At 71.1% G+C, this 18,779-nt stretch carries 18 protein-coding genes; 7 read left to right on the top strand and 11 right to left on the bottom strand.

All coding sequences use genetic code 11. The features are described 5' to 3' along the window. The 6 genes from GRC12_RS11990 to GRC12_RS11965 all read right to left on the bottom strand — a co-directional run. A partial coding sequence (locus GRC12_RS11990; RefSeq protein ID WP_208779200.1) for a hypothetical protein occupies positions 1-688 on the bottom strand: 688 nt, incomplete at its 3' end. Positions 689-991: 303 nt separating this feature from the next. Continuing rightward, entirely contained in the window at positions 992-1,975 is a 984-nt protein-coding gene (locus tag GRC12_RS11985) for an aldo/keto reductase (protein ID WP_208779194.1), read from the bottom strand. Between the two features lie 70 nt (positions 1,976-2,045). After that, the gene (locus GRC12_RS11980; RefSeq protein ID WP_133048066.1) at positions 2,046-2,711 is read right to left on the bottom strand and encodes an NUDIX domain-containing protein; all 666 of its coding nucleotides are present in this window, start codon (positions 2,709-2,711) and stop codon (positions 2,046-2,048) included. Positions 2,712-2,767: 56 nt separating this feature from the next. Beyond that, positions 2,768-4,216, bottom strand: a complete 1,449-nt coding sequence (locus GRC12_RS11975; protein WP_208779192.1) for an alpha-amylase family glycosyl hydrolase — start codon at positions 4,214-4,216, stop codon at positions 2,768-2,770. Beyond that, positions 4,213-6,945 carry an MGH1-like glycoside hydrolase domain-containing protein gene (locus GRC12_RS11970; protein ID WP_208779190.1) on the bottom strand — a complete coding sequence of 911 codons (2,733 nt, stop codon included), beginning with the start codon at positions 6,943-6,945 and terminating at the stop codon, positions 4,213-4,215. Before GRC12_RS11970 ends, GRC12_RS11975 begins: the two co-directional genes overlap by 4 nt. A gap of 151 nt (positions 6,946-7,096) precedes the next feature. Continuing rightward, positions 7,097-7,591 carry a PaaI family thioesterase gene (locus tag GRC12_RS11965; RefSeq protein ID WP_208779187.1) on the bottom strand — a complete coding sequence of 165 codons (495 nt, stop codon included), beginning with the start codon at positions 7,589-7,591 and terminating at the stop codon, positions 7,097-7,099. Between the two features lie 93 nt (positions 7,592-7,684). Between GRC12_RS11965 and GRC12_RS11960 the strand changes: the two genes are divergently transcribed. Further along, positions 7,685-8,158: a winged helix-turn-helix transcriptional regulator gene (locus GRC12_RS11960; protein WP_208779185.1), complete on the top strand. Its 474-nt coding sequence runs from the start codon at positions 7,685-7,687 to the stop codon at positions 8,156-8,158. Between the two features lie 5 nt (positions 8,159-8,163). On the opposite strand, the gene GRC12_RS11955 is transcribed toward GRC12_RS11960, so the two are convergent. Next, positions 8,164-9,345: an acyltransferase family protein gene (locus GRC12_RS11955; RefSeq protein WP_208779184.1), complete on the bottom strand. Its 1,182-nt coding sequence runs from the start codon at positions 9,343-9,345 to the stop codon at positions 8,164-8,166. A 191-nt stretch (positions 9,346-9,536) separates the two neighbouring features. Between GRC12_RS11955 and GRC12_RS11950 the strand changes: the two genes are divergently transcribed. The 4 genes from GRC12_RS11950 (at position 9,537) to GRC12_RS11935 (ending at position 12,337) form a co-directional block, all read left to right on the top strand. Next, positions 9,537-9,785: a hypothetical protein gene (locus tag GRC12_RS11950; protein ID WP_208779198.1), complete on the top strand. Its 249-nt coding sequence runs from the start codon at positions 9,537-9,539 to the stop codon at positions 9,783-9,785. Positions 9,786-9,796: 11 nt separating this feature from the next. Then, the gene (locus GRC12_RS11945; RefSeq protein WP_208779183.1) at positions 9,797-10,972 is read left to right on the top strand and encodes an SPFH domain-containing protein; all 1,176 of its coding nucleotides are present in this window, start codon (positions 9,797-9,799) and stop codon (positions 10,970-10,972) included. Positions 10,973-11,048: 76 nt separating this feature from the next. After that, positions 11,049-11,336, top strand: coding sequence for a DUF1905 domain-containing protein (locus tag GRC12_RS11940; RefSeq protein ID WP_208779182.1), 288 nt, complete (start codon positions 11,049-11,051; stop codon positions 11,334-11,336). Beyond that, a complete protein-coding gene (locus GRC12_RS11935; protein WP_208779181.1) occupies positions 11,336-12,337 on the top strand; it encodes a glycoside hydrolase family 43 protein in 1,002 nt (333 codons plus the stop codon). Before GRC12_RS11940 ends, GRC12_RS11935 begins: the two co-directional genes overlap by 1 nt. A gap of 57 nt (positions 12,338-12,394) precedes the next feature. On the opposite strand, the gene GRC12_RS11930 is transcribed toward GRC12_RS11935, so the two are convergent. Both GRC12_RS11930 and GRC12_RS11925 read right to left on the bottom strand, forming a co-directional pair. Continuing rightward, entirely contained in the window at positions 12,395-13,381 is a 987-nt protein-coding gene (locus tag GRC12_RS11930) for an endonuclease/exonuclease/phosphatase family protein (protein ID WP_208779197.1), read from the bottom strand. A gap of 116 nt (positions 13,382-13,497) precedes the next feature. Beyond that, positions 13,498-14,145, bottom strand: coding sequence for a M15 family metallopeptidase (locus GRC12_RS11925; RefSeq protein WP_208779180.1), 648 nt, complete (start codon positions 14,143-14,145; stop codon positions 13,498-13,500). An 87-nt stretch (positions 14,146-14,232) separates the two neighbouring features. Here GRC12_RS11925 and GRC12_RS11920 point away from each other — a divergent pair, with 87 nt between their 5' ends. Both GRC12_RS11920 and GRC12_RS11915 read left to right on the top strand, forming a co-directional pair. Then, entirely contained in the window at positions 14,233-14,928 is a 696-nt protein-coding gene (locus GRC12_RS11920) for a response regulator transcription factor (protein WP_208779179.1), read from the top strand. Positions 14,929-14,938: 10 nt separating this feature from the next. Further along, on the top strand, positions 14,939-16,054 hold the full coding sequence (locus tag GRC12_RS11915; protein WP_244372656.1) for a sensor histidine kinase: 1,116 nt from the start codon (positions 14,939-14,941) through the stop codon (positions 16,052-16,054). Here the strand turns inward: GRC12_RS11915 and GRC12_RS11910 are convergent. After that, on the bottom strand, positions 16,029-17,429 hold the full coding sequence (locus GRC12_RS11910) for an acyl-CoA reductase (protein WP_208779177.1): 1,401 nt from the start codon (positions 17,427-17,429) through the stop codon (positions 16,029-16,031). The two genes, GRC12_RS11915 and GRC12_RS11910, sit on opposite strands and share 26 nt — an antisense overlap. Then, positions 17,426-18,769: a hypothetical protein gene (locus GRC12_RS11905; protein WP_208779176.1), complete on the bottom strand. Its 1,344-nt coding sequence runs from the start codon at positions 18,767-18,769 to the stop codon at positions 17,426-17,428. The genes GRC12_RS11910 and GRC12_RS11905 overlap by 4 nt, the downstream gene beginning before the upstream one ends. Positions 18,770-18,779: the final 10 nt, after the last annotated feature.

Here is an 18,779-nt window from a genome sequence, read left to right as displayed (position 1 = left end):
GGACGGAACCGGGGGTGGCCGGGGAGGGCGGTCCGTCGGTGCGTCGGCGGGCGCGCTCGTGGACCAGGGCCAGGACGATGGCGGCCGCGACCGCGATGAGGTGCTCGCGGCCCGCCAGGTTGGGGACGGCGATCGACTCCCAGACCATCGAGCCGCCGGTCAGCGTGAACACGATGGGGGCGCGGCGGACGACGGAGATGTACGTGAACAGGCCGACCACCGCCGCCGACGGGCCGGTGTCGAGGACCTGCCCGATCTCCGGCGGCAGCCCGATGCCGTGCCAGCCCGGCCCGATCGCGAGCATCACCCGCACCGTGAGGGTGCCGGCCAGGGTGGTGACGTAGGAGATGAGGAGGGTTCTGGCGCGGCCGAGCGCGAGTTCGGCGAGGGCGAAGGCCAGGAACAGCTGGGTGATGCCCGCCCACACCGGCAGGTCGAGGGCGGGCACGTACAGCGAGACCGGTGTGCGCAGCAGCGCGAGCCACAGCGGCAGGTCGGCGTAGACGCCGCCGAGCAGCCGTACGGCGGTCGCGCCGGCCGGGTGCTGGGCGATCGCGTGGAAGAAGATGACGCCGAAGGCGGCGAGGAAGGCGAGCGACAGCGCGGGCAGCCCCCGGCGTCTCAGCTGCCGTACCGGGTCGACGATGATGCCGTTCCACTCGCCGCGCAGTGTGCGCCACAGGAACAGCAGAGCCCGCCACCACCATACGGCCTGGGGTTGTCCCTCACCCCGTTCGACCAGGTCGGTCCCCCTGATAAGCAAGATTCCCCCGTCTCTCGAGTACGGCCCCCACCGTATGGACCGGAAATCCGCGCGGGTCGTTCATAACCCTTGGCTAAAGCTTCAGTGAATTTTTCGAGGCTGTCACGTGTACAACCATTGACCGACTGTTCCCGTCGACCTGGCGGCATCGGCGCTCCGCGCTGTCCTGCGAGTACCCAGGAGAGCCGATTTCTTCGCGCGCCGACCGGCGGTTGGTATACGGCCGGCTCAGTTCGCCGCGTCCAGCCTCGCGCGCTGGTCCGCCGTCAGTTCCAGGTCGACGGCGGTGAGGTTCTCCTCCAGCTGGGCGAGCGAGGACGCGCCGGCCAGCGGGACGACCGGGAAGTCCGAGCCCAACTGCCAGGCGAGGACGACCTGGTTGACGCTCGCGCCGGTCTCCGCGGCCACCTCGTGCAGGGCCGCGAGCCGGGGCGGGGTGCCGGGGTGGTCGTAGTCGTGCGGCAGCCGTTCGGGGCGGACGTAGGCGCCCTTCAGCAGGGGCGAGTAGGCGACCAGGGTCAGGCCGGGTTCGGCCCGCAGATAGCTCAGCAGCTGCGGGTCGACGGTGCCGAGGCTGCCGTCGGGGAAGAGCTCGCTCGGCACGTCGGTGCGCGGACGCAGGTAGCTGTGCTGGTACTGGAGGACCTGGTAGCCGGGCAGCCCGGCCGCGGCGGCGATCGCCCGGGCCCGCTCCACCCGCCACACGGCCTGGTTGCTCACCCCGAGCAGACCGACCGTGCCCTCGGCGACGAGCTCGGCGAAGCCCTCGACGGTCTCGCGCTGCGGGACCGTCGGGTCGTCGATGTGCGCGTACAGCAGGTCCAGCTTCTCCACACCGAGCCGTTCGCGGCTGCGTTCGGCGGACTCGCGGATGACCTTCGCGGACAGGCCCTCGGGATTGTCGACGTAGCTGGTGCCGGGGGCGAGGGGGCGGGCGCCGAGCTTGGTCGCGATGACGATCTCGTCGCCGACGCCGCGGCTGCGCCGCCACCGGCCGAGCAGTTCCTCGCTCTGGCCGCCCTGGCCGCCGTCCTCCCAGAAGGCGTAGTTGTCGGAGGTGTCGATGAAGGTGCCGCCCGCCTCGACGAACCGGTCGAGCAGGGCGTACGACGTCTTCTCGTCGGTGCGGGAGCCGAACAGCATGGCGCCCAGCGCGAGGACGCTGACCTCCCGGCGGTGAGCCGGCTCGGTTCCGATCGTGCGGTACTTCATGGGTGTCCTCCCGTTCGTGCCCGGATGAGCGGCTACGCACGGGAGTCTTCCTCTTGAAGTGCGCTTGAGGTCAACCCTTCGCGAAGGGTCCGTCGAGAGCGGCCCACTGCAGCAGCATGATGGTCTTGGCGTCGTTGATCTCGCCGGTGCGGATCATCTCCAGGGCGCGGCGGAAGGGCAGTTCGACGATCTCGATGTCCTCGCCCTCCTCCTCCAGGCCGCCGCCCTCGTGGGTGTGGGTGGAGGGTCCGTAGGCGGCGGCGAAGAAGCTGACGCGCTCGGTGACCGAACCGGGGCTCATGTAGACGTCGAAGACGTGCTCGACCTCGCCGATGGTGTGCCCGGTCTCCTCCACCACCTCGCGGCGCGCGGTGAGTTCGGGGTGCTCGTCATCGTCGTCGAGCAGTCCGCCCGGGGTCTCGATCAGCATGCCGTCGGGGTGGCCGTTGACATAGACGGGGAAGCGGAACTGCCGGGTGAGCAGGACGGTTTCGCGGTCGGTGTCGTACAGGAGCATGGTGGCGCCGTTGCCGCGGTCGTGCGTCTCGCGCTGCTGGCTGCTCCAGGTGCCGTCGGCGTGCTGGAAGTCGAAGGTGGTGGCGCGCTCCACGTACCAGTGGCTGGAGAGCAGTTTCACCTCGCGCACCCGCACGCGCGGGTTTCCGGTCAGGTCGAGGCCGGTTCTGTCCAGGCCCGTGCGGCCGCGGCGGTCCGGGGTGTCGATGCCGGCGGTCACAGGTCACCGCCTGTCGTGCGTGAGCAGGTCATGGTCGCTGTCTATCACGGCCCCCGTCAGGGCGCGCTCAGGACGTGGGAGTGCCAGGCGGGCAGGTCGACGAAGAGCCCCGGGGCGAGCAGCGCGTCGCCGTCGCGGTCGTACGTCAGGTCCGTCAGCAGGTCGGTGAGCCGGTGCGGGGTTCCGGCCAGGTCGGGCCAGGGCAGGGGGACCTGGCCCTGGGCGGGGGCGTCGGAGTGGTTGACGACGACGAGGTGGCGGGCGCCGGGGCCGGTCCAGGACCAGGCGAGCAGGTTGCGGTGGGTGTCGTTGTCGGGCCAGCCGGTCACGGGGAGCAGGCGCCACTCGCCGTCGCGCACGGCGGCGGCCGCCGGGAGCAACCGGCTGTAGAAGGCGCGGAGTTGTTCGTCGACCGGCTCGTCGGGGCGGCGGGAGAGGAACACCGGTGGGCGGACCCTGCGGCCCTCGAACTGGCCCTCGTGCCAGAGGGTGGCGCCCGGCAGGGTGGCGACGGTGATCGCCGCGGCGCGTTCCCGGTCGCCGGGGAGGGTGGCGGCGGCGCGGGGTTCGTCGTGGTTCTCCAGGAAGCGGACCAGGCCGCGCTGGTAGTCGAGGCCTGCCTGGAGGTGGCCGCGGACCGCGTCGGCGTCCTCGTGCAGGAGGCGGTCGTAGAGGCGCTTGTCGTAGCAGTGGTCGAAGCCCTGCTGCTGGAGCGCCCATTCGAGGTCCCAGTAGGCCTCGGCGACGAGGAGCAGGTCCGGGTGGCGGGCGCGGACGCGCGGGACGACGTACGGCCAGAAGTCCTCGGCGGGCGGCGGTCCCGCCTTCTCGCCCCAGGTCTTGGCGAAGACGTCGTTCATCAGGAGCATCGCCATGTCGCAGCGCACGCCGTCGGCCTGGTCGCCGATGGAGACGAGGGTGTCGACGGTCGCCGCGCGCAGGTCGTCGCTGAAGGCGTCGAGTTGGACGACGTCCGGCCAGGGCGCGAAGTAGGGGTCACGGCCGCGGGCGTAGATCTGCCCGGCGGCCTCCAGGTAGGCCTCGGGCGACCGGGCCAGGTCCTCCGCGCCGCCCCGGATGAGGCAGTGGGGGCGTTCGGCGAGCCAGGGGTGGTCGGGGGCGACGTGGTTGGGGACGTAGTCCAGGATCAACCGCAGGCCGCGCGCGGCGAGTCGGGCGCGCGCCTCGGCGAGGCCCTCCGGCCCGCCGAGGGAGGAGTCGACGACGTAGTTCCGTACGCAGTACGGCGACCCGGCGATGTCCGCCTCGGTGAGGTCGGGCAGGGACTGGACGAAGGAGGTGAGCAGGGACTCGTCGCGCAGGGCGATCGCGAGTCCGGCGGGGCTGCGCTCCCAGACGCCCATCAGCCAGACGGTGTCGACGCCCGGCACGGCGACCTCGTCCCAGGCCTCCTCCGGAACGTCGCCCAGGGTCACCGGACGGTCGTACCGGATGCTCAACTCACGCAGCCAGACGAGGGTGTTGATCTCGTGGATCACCGTCATGAGAAGGGCTCCTCCTCGTCGGTCGTGAACCGTTCGTCCCGGGGCCGCAGGGAGTCGCGCCCGCCGCGCCGCCAGTCGTCGGCGCTGATCGCGCGGAACACGGTGGCGGTGGCCGCGACCAACCCGGTCCAGCCGGTCTGGTGGGAGGCGCCGAGGCCCGCGCCGTTGTCGCCGTGGAAGTACTCGTAGAAGAGGATCAGGTCCTTCCAGTGCGGGTCCTTGGCGAACTTGGGCTGCGCTCCGTGCACCGGCCGGTGGCCGTCCTCGCCGCGCAGGAAGGTGGCGGTGAGGCGGTCGGAGATCTCGCGGGCGACCTCGTAGAGGTTCAGCTGCCGCCCGGAGCCGGTCGGGCACTCCACGGTGAAGTCCGGGCCGTGGTAGGCGTGCAGGTTGAGCAGGGCGCGGATCAGCAGGAGGTTCATCGGGAACCACACCGGGCCCCGCCAGTTGGAGTTGCCGCCGAACATGCCGGAGTCCGACTCGGCGGGCAGATAGCCGACTCCGTAGGTCTCGCCGTGCACCTCGAAGGTGTACGGGTGGGCCGCGTGGTGGCGGGAGAGGGACCGGATGCCGTGCGGGCCGAGGAACTCCTCCTCGTCGAGCATGCGAGCCAGGATGCGGCGCAGCCGGTCCTCGCCGAACAGGGCGAAGAGGTAGCGGCCGTCCGCGTCGGGCGCCGCGTGGACGTTCTGGTCGACGAAGGCCTCGACGGCCGGGTGCCGCTTGATGAACTCCTTCGCTCCCTCCACCAGTTCGGGGAAGACACCGTGGGCCCGGCCGCCGATCACACTGGTCGCCGCGAGAGGGATCAGACCGACCAGTGAGCGCACCTTCATCGGCTGCGCGCTGCCGTCGGGCAGCCGCAGCACGTCGTAGAAGAAGCCGTCCTCCTCGTCCCACAGGCTGGCGTTGTCCTTGCCGATGCGGTTCATGGCGACGGCGATCCAGGCGAAGTGCTCGAACAGCATCTGCGCCTGCTCGACGTAGACCGGGTTGTCGACGGCGAGTTCGATGGCGATCTCCAGGAGGTTCTGGCAGTACAGCGCCATCCAGGCGGTGCCGTCGGCCTGGTCGATGTGACCGCCGGTGGGCAGCGGGGCGCTGCGGTCGAACACGCCGATGTTGTCCAGGCCCAGGAAGCCGCCCTGGAAGACGTTGTTGCCGTCGACGTCCTTGCGGTTGAGCCACCAGGTGAAGTTCTTCGTCAGCTTGTGGAAGGCGTTCTCCAGGAAGGCGCGGTCGGCGTTCCCGGTGCGGTGCTTCTCCAGTTCGTAGACGAAGAGGGTCGCCCAGGCGTGCACGGGCGGGTTGACGTCGCCGAAGTTCCATTCGTACGCGGGGATCTGGCCGTTGGGATGCAGGTACAGGCGGCGCAGCAGCAGTTCCAGCTGGGACTTGGCGAAGCCGATGTCGACCATGGCCAGGGCGATGGTGTGGAAGGCGAGGTCCCAGGCCGCGAACCAGGGGTACTCCCAGGTGTCCGGCATCGAGATGACCGCGTCGTTGACCATGTGGTACCAGGCGCTGTTGCGCAGGCGGGGGTCGGCGGCCAGGGGGTCCACGCCGTGCTCGGCGAGCCAGCGCTCGACGTCCAGGTAGTAGTACTGCTTGCTCCACAGCATCCCGGCGAGTGCCTGCCGCACGACCCGCCGCTCGTCCTCGCCCATGCCGTCGGGAAGGACGCCGTCGTAGAAGGCGTCGGCCTCGGTCCGCCGCGCGTCCATCGTCGCGTCGAAGTCGCCGAAGGGGGCGGCGAGTTCACGGTCGCTGAGGCGCAGGCGGACGGTCACGCCGTCACCGGCGGGCACGGTCAGGACGGTGTGCAGGGCGGCCTTGGTGCCGGTCTGTGCCGGGTTGACGGCGGCGGTGTCGCCGTGGACGACACAGCGGTCGATGCCGTCCTTGACGTAGGGCGTGGTGTTGGGACTGCCGAAGATGCGCTCGTTGTTGGTCTCGTTCTCGGTGAACAGGGCGGTGGCGTCGGTGTCGTGGTAGAGCCAGCGCGGGCCCAGTTCCTCGTGGTCGGCGCGGATGGCGTCCGGTGTCTTCGTCAGGCTCGGTACGGCGGTACCGCCCGCCCAGGACCAGGTGTGCCGGAACCACAGGGTCGGCAGCAGGTGCAGGGTCGCCTCGTCGGGGCCCCGGTTGTGGACGCTGATCTCGATCAGCAGGTCCTCCGGGCCGGCCTTGGCGTACTCGACGAAGACGTCGAAGTAGCGGTCCTCGTCGAAGACCCCGGTGTCGAGCAGTTCGTACTCGAAGTCGTGGCGGGTGCGGGCCCGGTTGGTGTCCACGAGGTCGGCGTAGGGGAACTCGCCCTGCGGGTACTTGTAGAGGTACTTCATGTAGGAGTGGGTGGGCGTGGAGTCGAGGTGGAAGTAGTACTCCTTGACGTCCTCGCCGTGGTTGCCCTCCTGGTTGGTCAGGCCGAACATCCGCTCCTTCAGGATCGGATCGCGGCCGTTCCACAGGGCCGGCGCGAAACAGAGCCGCTGCTTGTCGTCGCTGACACCGGCGATGCCGTCCTCGCCCCAGCGGTAGGCGCGGGACCGGGCCTGGTCATGGGTGAAGTACGACCATGCGTCGCCGCCGGGGCTGTAGTCCTCCCGTACGGTCCCCCACTGGCGTTCGCTGAGGTAGGGCCCCCAGCGGCGCCAGTCGGCCCGGGACGCGTCGGCGTCCGCGAGCCGCTGCCGCTCGGCGCCCGTCACACCGCTGTCCGCCACCATGACCGCCTCCTCGTAGCCGGGCAACGCACCCAGCCTCGACGGTCCCGCGCGGCACCGCAATGCCTGAGCGGCGGAGGGGGGACTTCCCCACGCCGATGGGTGCCCAAGAGCGTCGTCAGCCCTGAGGAGGGGTCACTGGCGGGCTCTGTCTTCAGCTGGTGGGAACCGGGAACAGCATGCAACTGCTCGTCGCGTGGGCGAGGAGGCGGTCGGTCGGGTCGAGGAGTTTCGCCTCGGCGAGGGCGGTGCGGCGGCCGCTGCTGACGATGCTGCCGACGGCACGGACCTTGCCCGTCTCCGCTGTGACCGGGCGCAGGAACTTCACCGTCAGGTCCAGCGAGGTGTAGGCCATGCCCTCGGGCAGGACGGACTGCACGGCGCAGCCGGTCGCGGAGTCGAGCATGGTGGCGTAGACGCCGCCGTGGACGCTGCCGATGGGGTTGTAGTGCTCCTCTCCCGGCTCCAGGGAGAACACCACGTGCCCGTGGTCCACCTCTTCGAGCGCCATGCCCAAGGTGGCGGCGATCGGCGCGGCGGGCAGGCGCCCGGCGAGGATCTCCCGCAGGAACTCCAGACCCGAGCCGCGGCCCACGGCTCCCGCCGAGATCGCGGGATCCTCCCAGTCGTACGTCCGCGTGCGTTCCATGCGCCTGCACCATCTCCCTGGCTCTTTCCCACGAAGCTAGCCGTGCGTCGAGCTGGCTGTCAATGACAGAGTCAGGGGCCTACCATGGCCGTTATGAAGTGGCTGGAGATGAGCACGGAGAACTGCACCGTCCAGCGCACGCTCGACCTGGTCGGCGAGAAGTGGACGCTGCTGATCCTGCGGGACGCCTTCAACGGGGTGCGCCGGTTCGACGAGCTGCGCCGCCATGTCGGTCTCTCGGACGCCGTCCTCTCCGACCGGCTGCGCAAGCTGGTCGCCGCCGGCATCCTCAACACGGTGCCCTACCAGGAGCGGGGCAGCCGGACCCGGCACGAGTACCGGCTCACCCCCAAGGGCCGCGATCTGTGGCCCGTCCTCGTCGCGCTGCGCCAGTGGGGCGAGACGTACGTCGCCAATCCGGAGGGCCCGGTCATCGAGATCCGGCACCGCGACTGCGGCGCCCCGGTGCGGGTCGTGGTCGAGTGCCCCGAGGAGCACACCGCCCTCGCCCCCACCGAGGTCACCGTCCACCCGGGACCGGCAGCCCGGCCCGTGCCGCGGCCGTAGGCGCCCTACCGTTCGGGTGCGAGCCGCCCGACGGTGGGCCGCTTGCGCAGCAGCAGGCGTCGCCCCGGTACCTCCACCGCCTCGTACAGCACCCAGGCCAGCCCCAGCGACACGGCGAACGCGACGGCCGTGGTGGCCAGGCCCGCCGTGACACCGAAGCGCGGGGAGGTGCCGAGCAGGCTGGTAGCGGCCCGCAGGACCAACAGGTGGATCATGTAGAAGGCGAAGGACAGCTCCCCCAGCCGCACCAGCCACCGGCGCCGCCACAGCGAGGGCAGACCGCGCAGGTCCGCGACGGCCGCGGCCGGGATCAGCAGCGCGAAGCCGATCACCGTGCAGGTCGTGGCGGGGTAGCCGGCGGTGACCTGGGGCACCAGGAAGTAGCCGATGACCGCCAGGGCCAACGAGGCCTCCAGACCCGGCCCGCGCCAGCGGTCGAGCAGCACCAGCCGGGCCACGGCGGCGCCGATCACGAACTCGGGCAGCCGGGCGGCCGGGAAGGAGTACAGCGGCTGGTCCGCCCAGTGGTGCGCGTCCGCCCGGGCCAGCACGAACACCGCCAGCAGCGCGAGCCCGGCCAGTGTCGCCGAGCCCCGGGCGCCGAGGCGGCGCAGCAGCAGGGCGAGCAGGGGGAAGGTGCCGTAGAAGAACGCCTCGCAGGCCAGCGACCAGCTGACGGGGTCGAGGGTCTGCCACCAGGGGCGCCACCAGGAGTGCACCAGGAAGGCGTTGGCGAGGCCAGCGGTGAGGGTCGGTCTGTGCTGGTGGGCGAGGGTGAGGGCCATGACGAGGGCGACGGCCGCGGTGACCAGGTGGACGGGCAGGATGCGGGCGGCGCGGCGTCTGAAGAACGGCCACGCGCGGTCGCCGGGCCGCGCGGACCACATCAGGACGAAGCCGGAGAGCACGAAGAAGAACGACACTCCGTTGGCTCCGGCGCCGAAGGCCCACGTCATCAGGCGCTGGCCGGTGCCGTCGAAGTAGTGGAAGTTGTGCACGTGCAGTCCGAAGACCAAGAGCGCGGCGATCCAGCGCAGTCCGGTCAGGGACGGAAGCGTGGGCGCCGCGGCGGGGCGGGGAATCCTGTTCTTCGGTGTGCCGGTGGTCTCGGTGGCGGTGGTCTCGGTGCCGCTGATCTCGGTGGCGGTGGCGGGCGGTGTCCCGGGCGCCCTGGTCGCCGTCGTCATCGGGTCGCCCTTCCGGGGATGTGCGTACGGGGCATGAAAGGGAGCGTTGCCTCTTCGTCATCTTCCAATCGGTCCCGTGGACAACGTCACACCGATGGCGCTGGTTACGAGATCCGTCCCGGTGTTAGGCAGCGGTTACCGGTGGGTCTATCGTCGGAATCGTGGGCCACAGCATGGGAGGTCGGCCGGTGATGCCGCAGGACGAGGCCGTGATCGGCTGCATCGGGAAGGTGCTCATCGGAACCCGGGGAACCGCGGGCCCCGGTGAGGTCCTGGTGCCGGTCCGGGGCGGCTCGGAGACCTTCATAGCCTGGTCCGACGAACCCTTGCCGACGGGGGCGACGGTGCTCGTGATCGAGTCACGTGGGTGTCGTGAGGTCGGCGTCATCGAGTGGAGGGATCCACTCGGAGCGATCGGCGACCGTGCCGACGCGGACTGAGGAGTAGCAGAATGTTCGGTTACCGCGTTCCCGCTCCCGACGAGGCGATGCTGATCTCGGGTGGCAGGCGGGGACTGGGGGGCGCGCCGTTCCGGGTGGTGACGGGGCACGGGAAGTTCGTGTTGCCGTTCTTCCGAAAGACCCGTTTCCTCACACTGGCGATGTGCGAGTCCGAGGTCACGGAGACCTGTGTGACCCGGCAGGGCATCGCGCTGAACGTACGCGCCGTCATCGCGTTCAAGGTCGGCAACGACACCGAGAGCATCATCAACGCCGGGCAGCGCTTCCTCTCGGACCAGGAACAGATGTCGGTGCTGACCGGCCGGATCTTCGCCGGTCATCTGCGGGCCATCATCGGCTCGATGACGGTCGAGGAGATCGTCACCGAGCGGCAGAAGCTCGCCGCGGAGGTGCTGGACACCTCCAAGACCGAGATGGCGAAGATCGGTCTGATCGTGGACTCGCTGCAGATCCAGTCGATCGACGACGGCGACGCCGGCTACATCGACGCCATGTCCGCGCCGCACCGGGCGGCCATCCAGCGGCAGGCCCAGATCGCCCAGGCGCAGGCCACCCAGACGGCGGCCGAGGCGCAGCAGGAGGCGGCGCGCAAGCAGGCCGAGTACGCCCGGCAGACCGCGGTGGTCCAGGCCGAGTACTCGGCCGAGGTGGACCGCGCGCAGGCGCAGGCCGCGCAGGCCGGACCGCTCGCGCAGGCGCACGCCCAGCAGGAGGTGCTCGCCGCGCAGACCGAACTGGCCCAGCGGCAGGCCAAGTTGCGCCAGCAGCAGCTGGTGGCGGAGATCGTGAAGCCGGCCGAGGCGGAGGCCGAGCGGATCCGGCTGCTCGCCCAGGCGGACGCGCAGCGCATGAAGATCCAGGCCGAGGCGGCCGCCTCGTACGACCGGGTGGCGCTGGACCGGATGCTGATCGACCAGCTGCCGCAGATCGTGAAGGAGGCCGCGGGCGGTCTGGCCGGCGCCAATGTCAACGTCCTCAACGGCGCGGACGGCCTCGGTGAGATCGCCGCCGGTCTGGTCTCGCAGGGGCTGACGATCCTGGACTCCGTCCGGCAGAACCTCAGCGGCGGACAGGACGGCGAGAGCCGCCCGTCCGGCAACGGCGTGCTGGAGCTGCGCGCGAAGAACGAGCGCAAGTCCGACGACGGTCCCGTCAACGTCGACTGATCCGCTCCGAGGTCCCCGTCCCCGACGGGGACCTCGGCGTATTCCGACCCCCCTCTGGAGAAGCGGAGCCGAACGGGTGGAACTCGCCTTCACGGGCCGGGTGATCGAGTGGCGCGGCCCGGCGCCCTACTACTTCGTGCCCGTGCCGGAGCAGGAGTCCGCCGACATCCGCGAGGTGGCCGCGCTGGCCTCCTACGGCTGGGGCGTGATCCCGGTCGAGGCCCGCATCGGCGGGACGGCCTTCGCCACCTCCCTGTTCCCCAAGGACGGCGGCTATCTGCTGCCGCTGAAGAACGCCGTGCGCGTGCCGAGCGGGCTGTCCGCGGGAGACGACGTGACGATACGGATGACGGTGCGGCTGTGATGCTGCTTCCCGACATGCCGCTGCACGATCCTTTCGTCGTCGCCGACGGCACGTCCCGTACGTACCACCTGTACACGTCCAACGACCCGTCGGTGTCGGGTGTGGAGGGCGTGGGCACGATGGTGTACCGCAGCCGCGACCTGCGTGAGTGGCGGCGGCCCGTCGTGGTCTTCCTGGCCGGCGAGCAGGAGGGGATCTGGGCGGGCGACGGCGGTTGGGCCCCGGAGGTCCATCCCTGGGACGGCCGCTACTACCTGTTCACCACCCTGCACGACGAGAACAGACCGCTTCCCGTCCCCCCGCCCAACCGGTGGGGCACGCCCTTCCAGCTGGCCAGCCACCTGCGTGGCACGATCACCGCCGTCTCCGACTCGCTCCTCGGTCCCTTCGCCGTCGTCGACGCGGCCCGCCCCACCCCGCCCGCGCACCTCATGACCCTCGACGGCACGCTGCACGTCGACCCGTCCGGACAGCCGTGGATGGTGTACGCGCACGAGTGGCTGCAGACGGTCGACGGCACCATGGAGGCGATCCGGCTGGCCCCCGATCTGTCCCGGACGATCGGGGACCCCGTCTTCCTGTTCAAGGCGTCGGACGCGTCCTGGCTCGGCGAGCAGATCCCGGCGGGCGTGCCCGCCCAGCTCCCGCCGTACATCACCGACGGCCCCCAGCTGTACCGCACGCCCGACGGCTCGCTGCTCATGCTGTGGTCGACGTACGAGAAGAACACCGTCGGCCCGGACGGGAACATCAGCGGCGGTTACGTCCAGACCTACGCCGTCTCCAGGTCCGGTGACCTGACCGGCCCTTGGGAACAGCATCGGCCCCTGGTCCGGGACGACAGCGGGCACGGCATGCTCTTCCGCACCTTCGAGGGCGAGCTGATGATGATCCTGCACCGCCCCTTCGACAACGCCCGCGGCAAGCTGTACGAGATGCGGCTGGACGGCCATGAGCTGCGAGTCCTGCGCCAACGCACGGACCTCGACGGCGGCGGGTGAGCGTCGGCGTCTCCCGGCGGGCTGCGGTTGCGGCCGTTGAGGAACTCCGGTCGGCGGTCACCAGCTCACCCGGGCCGCCACCGGCAGGTGGTCGCTGCCGGTGGCCGGGAGCACCCAGGCGCTGTCCGGCCGCACACCCCTGACCAGGATCTGGTCGATGCGCTCCACCGGGAACCTCGCCGGCCAGCTGAAGCCGAAGCCGGCTCCGGCCTCCTCCTGCGCCGAGCGAAGCTGAGAGGTGAGGCCGGTGAAGGCGCGGTCGTCCATGGTGCCGTTGAGGTCGCCGAGCAGCACCACCCGCCGGGTGGGCTCGGCGGCGACGGCCTTGGCGAGCGCCTGCGCGCCTCTGTCCCGCGAGTCGGTCCAGAAGCCGACCCTGGGGTTCACGCGCACGGACCCCAGGTGGGCCACGTACACCGCCAGCGGCCCCTGCCGGGTGGTGACCGTGGTGCGCAGTGCCCGGTTGTAGGTCAGTTTCTCGGCGGCCGGCTTGGTGGCCGCCAGCGGCCCGTAGTCGGTCGCGATGTCGACCGGCCGGGTGTCCGAGAGCGGCAGCTTGCTCCACAGCCCGACCGTGCCCAGCACCGTGTGGTACCGGTAGGCCTTCGCCAGCTCCTTCTCGTACGTGCCCCGGTCCTGCTCGGTGATCTCCTCCAGGGCCAGCACGTCCGCGCCGGAGGCGGCCAGGTCGCGGGCGGTGGCGGCCGGGTCGGGGTTGTCGGCGGCGACGTTGTGGCTGACCACGGTGAGGTCGCCGCCCGGGTGGGACTTGTCGGTGAGCAGCCCGCCGAAGAGGCTCAGCCACACCGTGACGGGAAGCAGCAGCGCGGTCGCCGCCGAGAGGGAGCGACGCCAGAGGGCGCCGGCGAGGAGCACCGGGACGAAGAGGCCGAACCACGGCAGGAAGGTCTCCACCAGGCTGCCGAGATGGCCGATCCGGTTCGGGATCCTGGCGTGCAGCAGCATGAGCAGACCGAGCAGCAGCGCCAGCGCCGCGAGCACCGGGCCGCGCTTCCAGGGCTCCGGCCGGGAGCATCCGCGGATCGCGCGGCGGACACCCGCGCGCCAGGGACCGGTGCCGGTGTCCCGGTGGTCGGGGCCGGTCCGTGCGGTCCCGGCCGTGTCGACCTGCGTCGTCGTCGGTCCTCGCTCGCTGTCGGTCACTTCTGCATCCTGGGGTCCTGGGTGGGGTCGGCGTACATGTGCGGGCAGCCGTGGTCGACGGCCAGGGGCCGCAGTTCGTAGTGCCAGGGTTCGTTGCGGTAGATCCGGCACAGCCCGTACGCGGCACCGTGCTCGGACAGCCATTCCGTGGCGTCGGAGGGTCCGATGTCGACCGCGTCCCCGGAGACGTGCGGCGAGGTGGCCGCGGTGGCGACCCAGCGGGCGGCCTCGGCCTCGGAGCCGTACTCGGCGACCGCCTCGCCGAGCAGCCGGTTCTGGTAGGCCGGCGAACGCCAGCCGCTGTTGACACGGAACTCGAGCCCGTCGTCCCCGGCGTCCGTGGCGGCCCGGCGGAGGGCCCTGAGCAGGTCCGGGTCGAGCCTGGCCACCGCGGGGACCGTGTCGTCGAAGACCGTCACGCCGTCGGGGACGACCCCGTCCGCCTCGCCCAGCGCACCGCCGTGCCCACCGCGACGCGGAGCCGAGAGCGAGGCGTGCGAGGAGAACGAGGAGGAGGCGGACCTCGGTAACCGGTAGCAGAGGGCGGCGATGACCGCTGATATGACGACGGCCGCGAGAACGACGGCGAGGAGCCGGTGGATGCGGCGGGGCGGTGTGTGGGTCGAGCGCCGGGTCGGTGTCATGCCGCCAGTCAAGGCCGCGCGGTGTTGCCGGCCCGTATGCGGTTTTCGATATGCCGGCGATACGCGCCGGCTCCTAGCATCGGGAGCATGCGTGTGCTGATCGTGGAGGACGAGCCCTATCTGGCGGAGGCCATCCGCGATGGTCTGCGCCTGGCGGCGATCGCGGCCGACATCGCGGGGGACGGCCACGCCGCGCTGGACATGCTGGGCGTGAACTCCTACGACATCGCCGTGCTCGACCGGGACATCCCCGGCCCCTCCGGTGACGAGATCGCGAGACGCATCGTGGCCTCCGGCAGCGGCATGCCGATCCTCATGCTGACCGCGGCCGACCGTCTCGACGACAAGGCCTCCGGGTTCGAACTGGGCGCCGACGACTACCTCACGAAGCCCTTCGAACTCCAGGAACTCGCGCTCAGGCTCAGGGCACTCGACCGCAGGCGCGCGCACAGCAGGCCACCGGTGCGGGAGATCGCGGGTCTGCGGCTGGACCCGTTCCGCAGGGAGGTCTACCGGGAGGGCCGCTATGTGGCGCTGACCAGGAAGCAGTTCGCGGTGCTCGAGGTCCTCGTCGCCGCCGAGGGCGGGATCGTCAGCGCGGAGGAACTGCTGGAGCGGGCGTGGGACGCGCATGCCGACCCGTTCACCAACGCCGTGCGGATCACCGTCTCGGCGCTGCGCAAGCGCCTCGGGGAGCCCTGGGTCATCGCGACCGTACCGGGCGTCGGCTACCGCATCGACACGCAGGCGGAGGCCGGGCGGGAGGGGGCGGGCCGTGGATAGGGCGCCGGGCTTGAGCGTTCGCGTCAAACTCACTCTCAGCTACGCTGGATTCCTCATGCTGGCCGGTGCCCTGCTGCTGGCCGCCGTATGGGTGTTCCTCCTGCGGTACGTCCCCGACCGCGCGATGCTCATCAACCCCGACGACAGGCTGGACGGCAGTGTCTTCCCCATCCGGTCCGCGCTTTTGGCGGTCTTCGCTCCGCGGGCGGCCGCGGTGCTGGCGTTCCTGCTGGTCTTCGGCCTCGTGGGCGGCTGGATCCTCGCCGGCCGTATGCTCGCCCCCCTCACCCGCATCGCGGACGCCACCCGCACAGCCTCGAACGGGTCGCTCTCCCACCGGATCCGGCTGCCGGGCCGCAACGACGAGTTCCGCGAACTGGCCGACGCCTTCGACACGATGCTCGCGCGGCTCGAGGCGCACGTCGCCGAACAGCGCAGATTCGCGGCCAACGCCTCGCACGAACTGCGCACGCCGCTGGCGATCTCCAAGACCCTGCTCGACGTGGCCCGCACCGATCCGGACCACGACACCGAAGAGATCATCGACCGGCTCCACGCCGTCAACACCCGGGCGATCGGTCTGACCGAGGCGCTGCTGCTGCTCAGCCGCGCCGAGCAGCGGTCCTTCAGCCGGGAGGAGGTCGACCTGTCCCTCATGGCGGAGGAGGCGACCGAGACCCTGCTCCCCCTCGCGGAGAAGCACGGCGTCACGATCGAGACCCGCGGCGAGATCGCCCCCACGACCGGCTCGCAGGCACTGCTGCTGCAACTGGCCACGAATCTGGTGCACAACGCGATCGTCCACAACCTGCCGGAGAAGGGCACCGTGTGGGTCACCACCGATGTCCGCCCCGGGACCGTGGTCCTCACGGTCGAGAACACGGGCGACCCGCTCACCCAGGAGTTGGCCTCGACCCTCGTCGAGCCGTTCCAGCGCGGCACCGAGCGCGTTCACACCGATCACTCCGGCGTGGGCCTCGGCCTGGCCATCGTCAGGACCATCGCCGAGGCCCACGACGGGACGCTCACCCTCACCCCGCGCTCCGCGGGCGGGCTCCGGGTCGCCGTGGAGCTGCCCTCGCGGGCTACCGCCGGGGTCGTCACTCGTCGTTCACCCAGCGCATGAGCCGCTGCAGCGGGTAGAAGCCGTCGTGGGAGAGGCCCGGTGGCATGCCGCCCGCCCCGCCGAGGGACACCACGCGCTGGACCCCTGCGCAGGCCAGAGCGTCGCGCAGGCCCGCCTTGCGGGCGTCGGGGTACACGCCGACCGTCTGCGTGGCGACACCCGCGTGCGCGACGGCGTCGGACAGCGCGGCGACCGGGACGACGTTGACGATCTTTCCGTCCGGGTGGAAGTCCACCGGTTCCGGGGAGCGGATGACCAGACCCGTGCCGTCGTAACCGCCCCACACCCGGTAGTCGGGCGCGAGGGAGCGCAGTACGTCGATCTCCTCACGCAGTTCCGAGGCGACCCGCGGGCCGCGCTCCGAGCTGAACTCCCTTGCCACGCCGAGGCGTTCGCACAGCAGGGCGGCATAGCGGTCGGCGTCCTCGGGTGCTCCCTCGACGAACTGGAAGCGACTGGCCACACACGCCTGCTGGTTGAAGAAGGTGGCGTCGGCGGCTCCCGCCTCCGCGGCCTCGGCCAGGCTCCCGGGGGACGCGAAGGCCTCCCGGCCGATCAGCGAGATGGAGGTCTTCGGGTCGAAGGAGACCAGTTCGAAGCCCGGGCCGACGTAGCGCAGCGCCCCGCGGATCGTGCCCTCGCCGCCCCAGGCGACGAGCTTGTCGAAGAACTGGGGGCGGAACAGCACGCTCTCCACGGCCTCGTCGCCGCCGCGCCAGTAGGCGGCGGAGAACGAGCGCACCACGGGGTGGCCGGGGGCGACGCAGGCCATCGTGCGCAGGATCGCGGTCGCCGTGAACAGGTCGTTCGAGGGGAGTTTGAGCAGGTTGACGCCCTTGGTGAGGGCGCCGCGGACGACGGACATCGCGGCGACGCCGGGCGCGTTGCCGGCGATGATGTGCACCAGGCGTGGCGGGTAGGCGCGAGTGGCAGCCACCCGGCCCTCCGGCAGGCGCACCTCGCGCCAGCCGTCGAGGACGTCGGCGCCGCCGAGTTCGTGGTCGATCTGGGCGTACAGGGCGGGCCGGCGGAAGCTGCGCCACAGTACGGCGTAGGCGCGTTCGAGGACCTCGGCGGGGAGCGGGCTGACGGCTGTCATCCGCTCCAGCGCTTCGGCGAGCAGCCCGTCCCGGTCCGCTTTGAGGGCGTCGCCGGTCGCCACCAGCAGGTCGACGATCTCGGCGGTGGGTGTCTGGAAGGCGGGTCCCGGCTCGGTGCGGGGCCATACGAGGCGGTCCAGGTCGAGGGCGGGTGCCGTGAAGGCGGCTCCGGGGCGGCCGTGGGCGATGTGCGGGCCTTCGTCGACCTGGCCGCGGATGACGTGGACCACGGCCACCGGGGCGGCCGCGGTGCTGTCGAGGGTCGTGCCGGTCATCCGTGGATCATCCCCCGCACATAGGAGTCGAGTGTCGCCGCGCAGGTGATCTTGTCGTCGCCGCCGAGGTCGCCGTAGCGCTGGATGTCCGGCAGGACGGCGGGGCCCGGCCGGCCGCAGTCGCAGGGCGAGAAGTCGACGAAGACCCGGTCGCCGCTGATCAGTCCGCCCCAGCGGCCCTCCAGGGAGACGTCCAGGAAGGCGAACCGGCCCTCCACCACGCCGTGTTCGGGGTTGAGCAGGGTTTCGCCCTGTTGGTCGAGGACCAGCGGGATCACCCACGGCGGCACGTGGTAGTGGCCCTTCTCGCAGGCGAGGCAGGAGCCCTGGAGTTCCGTCATGCCGTAGCTGCGCACCCGGCGTACGCCGTCGTAGAAGGCGGCGAACTGCCGCTGGTAGTCCTCGGGCAGGGCACGGCCCTTGTTGCCGCCGCCGCTGAGCACCAGCGTGTCCGGGTGCAGGCCGCCGTCCGGGACGCCACGGGCGCGCAGGGCCTGGATCAGGGCGAACTGCTGGTTGTTCATGCCGGCGATGAGCAGCGGTTCGTCGCGGTGGGCGGCGATGTCGTCGACGATCGCGCCCACAGCCGCGTCCATCTCCGCCTCGCGGGCCTCGGAGGCGGTTTCGTAGGAGCTGATCTCCTGCGGGGTGGCGGTGCCCTCGGCGATCCTGCGGCGCAGCAGTGCGCTGCTCATCAGTTCCGACACCCGAAGCGGTTCGTCGGTGAGCAGTCGGGTCTCGCCGGGGCGGGCGAAGACCTCGGCGTGCCACCGGAAGCCGTCGATGGAGCGCATCGGGCCGCTCGCGGGGGCGAGCAGATATCCGCGGCGGGTGGGTTTCGGCGGCAGGGGGTCGGGCCAGCAGGTGAGGTGCTCCAGGATGTCGTGCAGGAAACTCAGGTCGCTCGCCGCGCAGTTGAGGAAGGAGACCTTCCCGGAGGTGCCGCTGGTGATGTACGGGCGGTGGCCGGCGGCCGTGATCCGCTCGGTCCACTCGTCGATGTCGCGTACACCGTCGATGTCGACCTCGCCGGGTTCGACCGTGGAGACGGTCGTGTACCAGCGCAGCAGCCGGTCCCATCGGCCGGCGGTGATGAGGGAGACGGGGTAGGACTTGTAGCTGGTGTGCGAGAAGAGCAGGGGGACGAGGTCGTCGAGGGCCGTGACCTCGCCGACGCCGGTCTCCTCCGCGCGGGTGCGCAGCAGCGGGATGCGCTCGCGGTGGGCGGTGAAGGCCTCCCGCGCCGCTTCGAGCTGCAACTCCCGTAGCTCTGCCGTTGGTTGGTCGAAGGTGTCGCCGGACAGGACCAGGGATCGGATCTGCGCGCGTGCGCCGGACACAGCATCCACC

The sequence above is a fragment of the Streptomyces griseorubiginosus genome, from assembly GCF_017614965.1.
In the GTDB taxonomy this organism is placed as follows: Bacteria; Actinomycetota; Actinomycetes; order Streptomycetales; family Streptomycetaceae; genus Streptomyces; species Streptomyces griseorubiginosus_B.
Note: the sequence above shows the minus strand (reverse complement) of the source record. Positions and strands in the feature narration are given on the sequence as shown.

What these genes read in the sequence shown, in the direction of transcription:
- GRC12_RS11920 (WP_208779179.1), top strand. Translation starts at nt 14,233, where the DNA reads ATGCGTGTGCTGATCGTGGAGGACGAGCCCTATCTGGCGGAGGCCATC.
- GRC12_RS11970 (WP_208779190.1), bottom strand. Translation starts at nt 6,945, where the DNA reads ATGGTGGCGGACAGCGGTGTGACGGGCGCCGAGCGGCAGCGGCTCGCG.
- GRC12_RS11935 (WP_208779181.1), top strand. Translation starts at nt 11,336, where the DNA reads ATGCTGCTTCCCGACATGCCGCTGCACGATCCTTTCGTCGTCGCCGAC.
- GRC12_RS11910 (WP_208779177.1), bottom strand. Translation starts at nt 17,429, where the DNA reads ATGACCGGCACGACCCTCGACAGCACCGCGGCCGCCCCGGTGGCCGTG.
- GRC12_RS11955 (WP_208779184.1), bottom strand. Translation starts at nt 9,345, where the DNA reads ATGACGACGGCGACCAGGGCGCCCGGGACACCGCCCGCCACCGCCACC.
- GRC12_RS11975 (WP_208779192.1), bottom strand. Translation starts at nt 4,216, where the DNA reads ATGACGGTGATCCACGAGATCAACACCCTCGTCTGGCTGCGTGAGTTG.
- GRC12_RS11985 (WP_208779194.1), bottom strand. Translation starts at nt 1,975, where the DNA reads ATGAAGTACCGCACGATCGGAACCGAGCCGGCTCACCGCCGGGAGGTC.
- GRC12_RS11950 (WP_208779198.1), top strand. Translation starts at nt 9,537, where the DNA reads ATGCCGCAGGACGAGGCCGTGATCGGCTGCATCGGGAAGGTGCTCATC.
- GRC12_RS11945 (WP_208779183.1), top strand. Translation starts at nt 9,797, where the DNA reads ATGTTCGGTTACCGCGTTCCCGCTCCCGACGAGGCGATGCTGATCTCG.
- GRC12_RS11960 (WP_208779185.1), top strand. Translation starts at nt 7,685, where the DNA reads ATGAAGTGGCTGGAGATGAGCACGGAGAACTGCACCGTCCAGCGCACG.
- GRC12_RS11965 (WP_208779187.1), bottom strand. Translation starts at nt 7,591, where the DNA reads ATGGAACGCACGCGGACGTACGACTGGGAGGATCCCGCGATCTCGGCG.
- GRC12_RS11925 (WP_208779180.1), bottom strand. Translation starts at nt 14,145, where the DNA reads ATGACACCGACCCGGCGCTCGACCCACACACCGCCCCGCCGCATCCAC.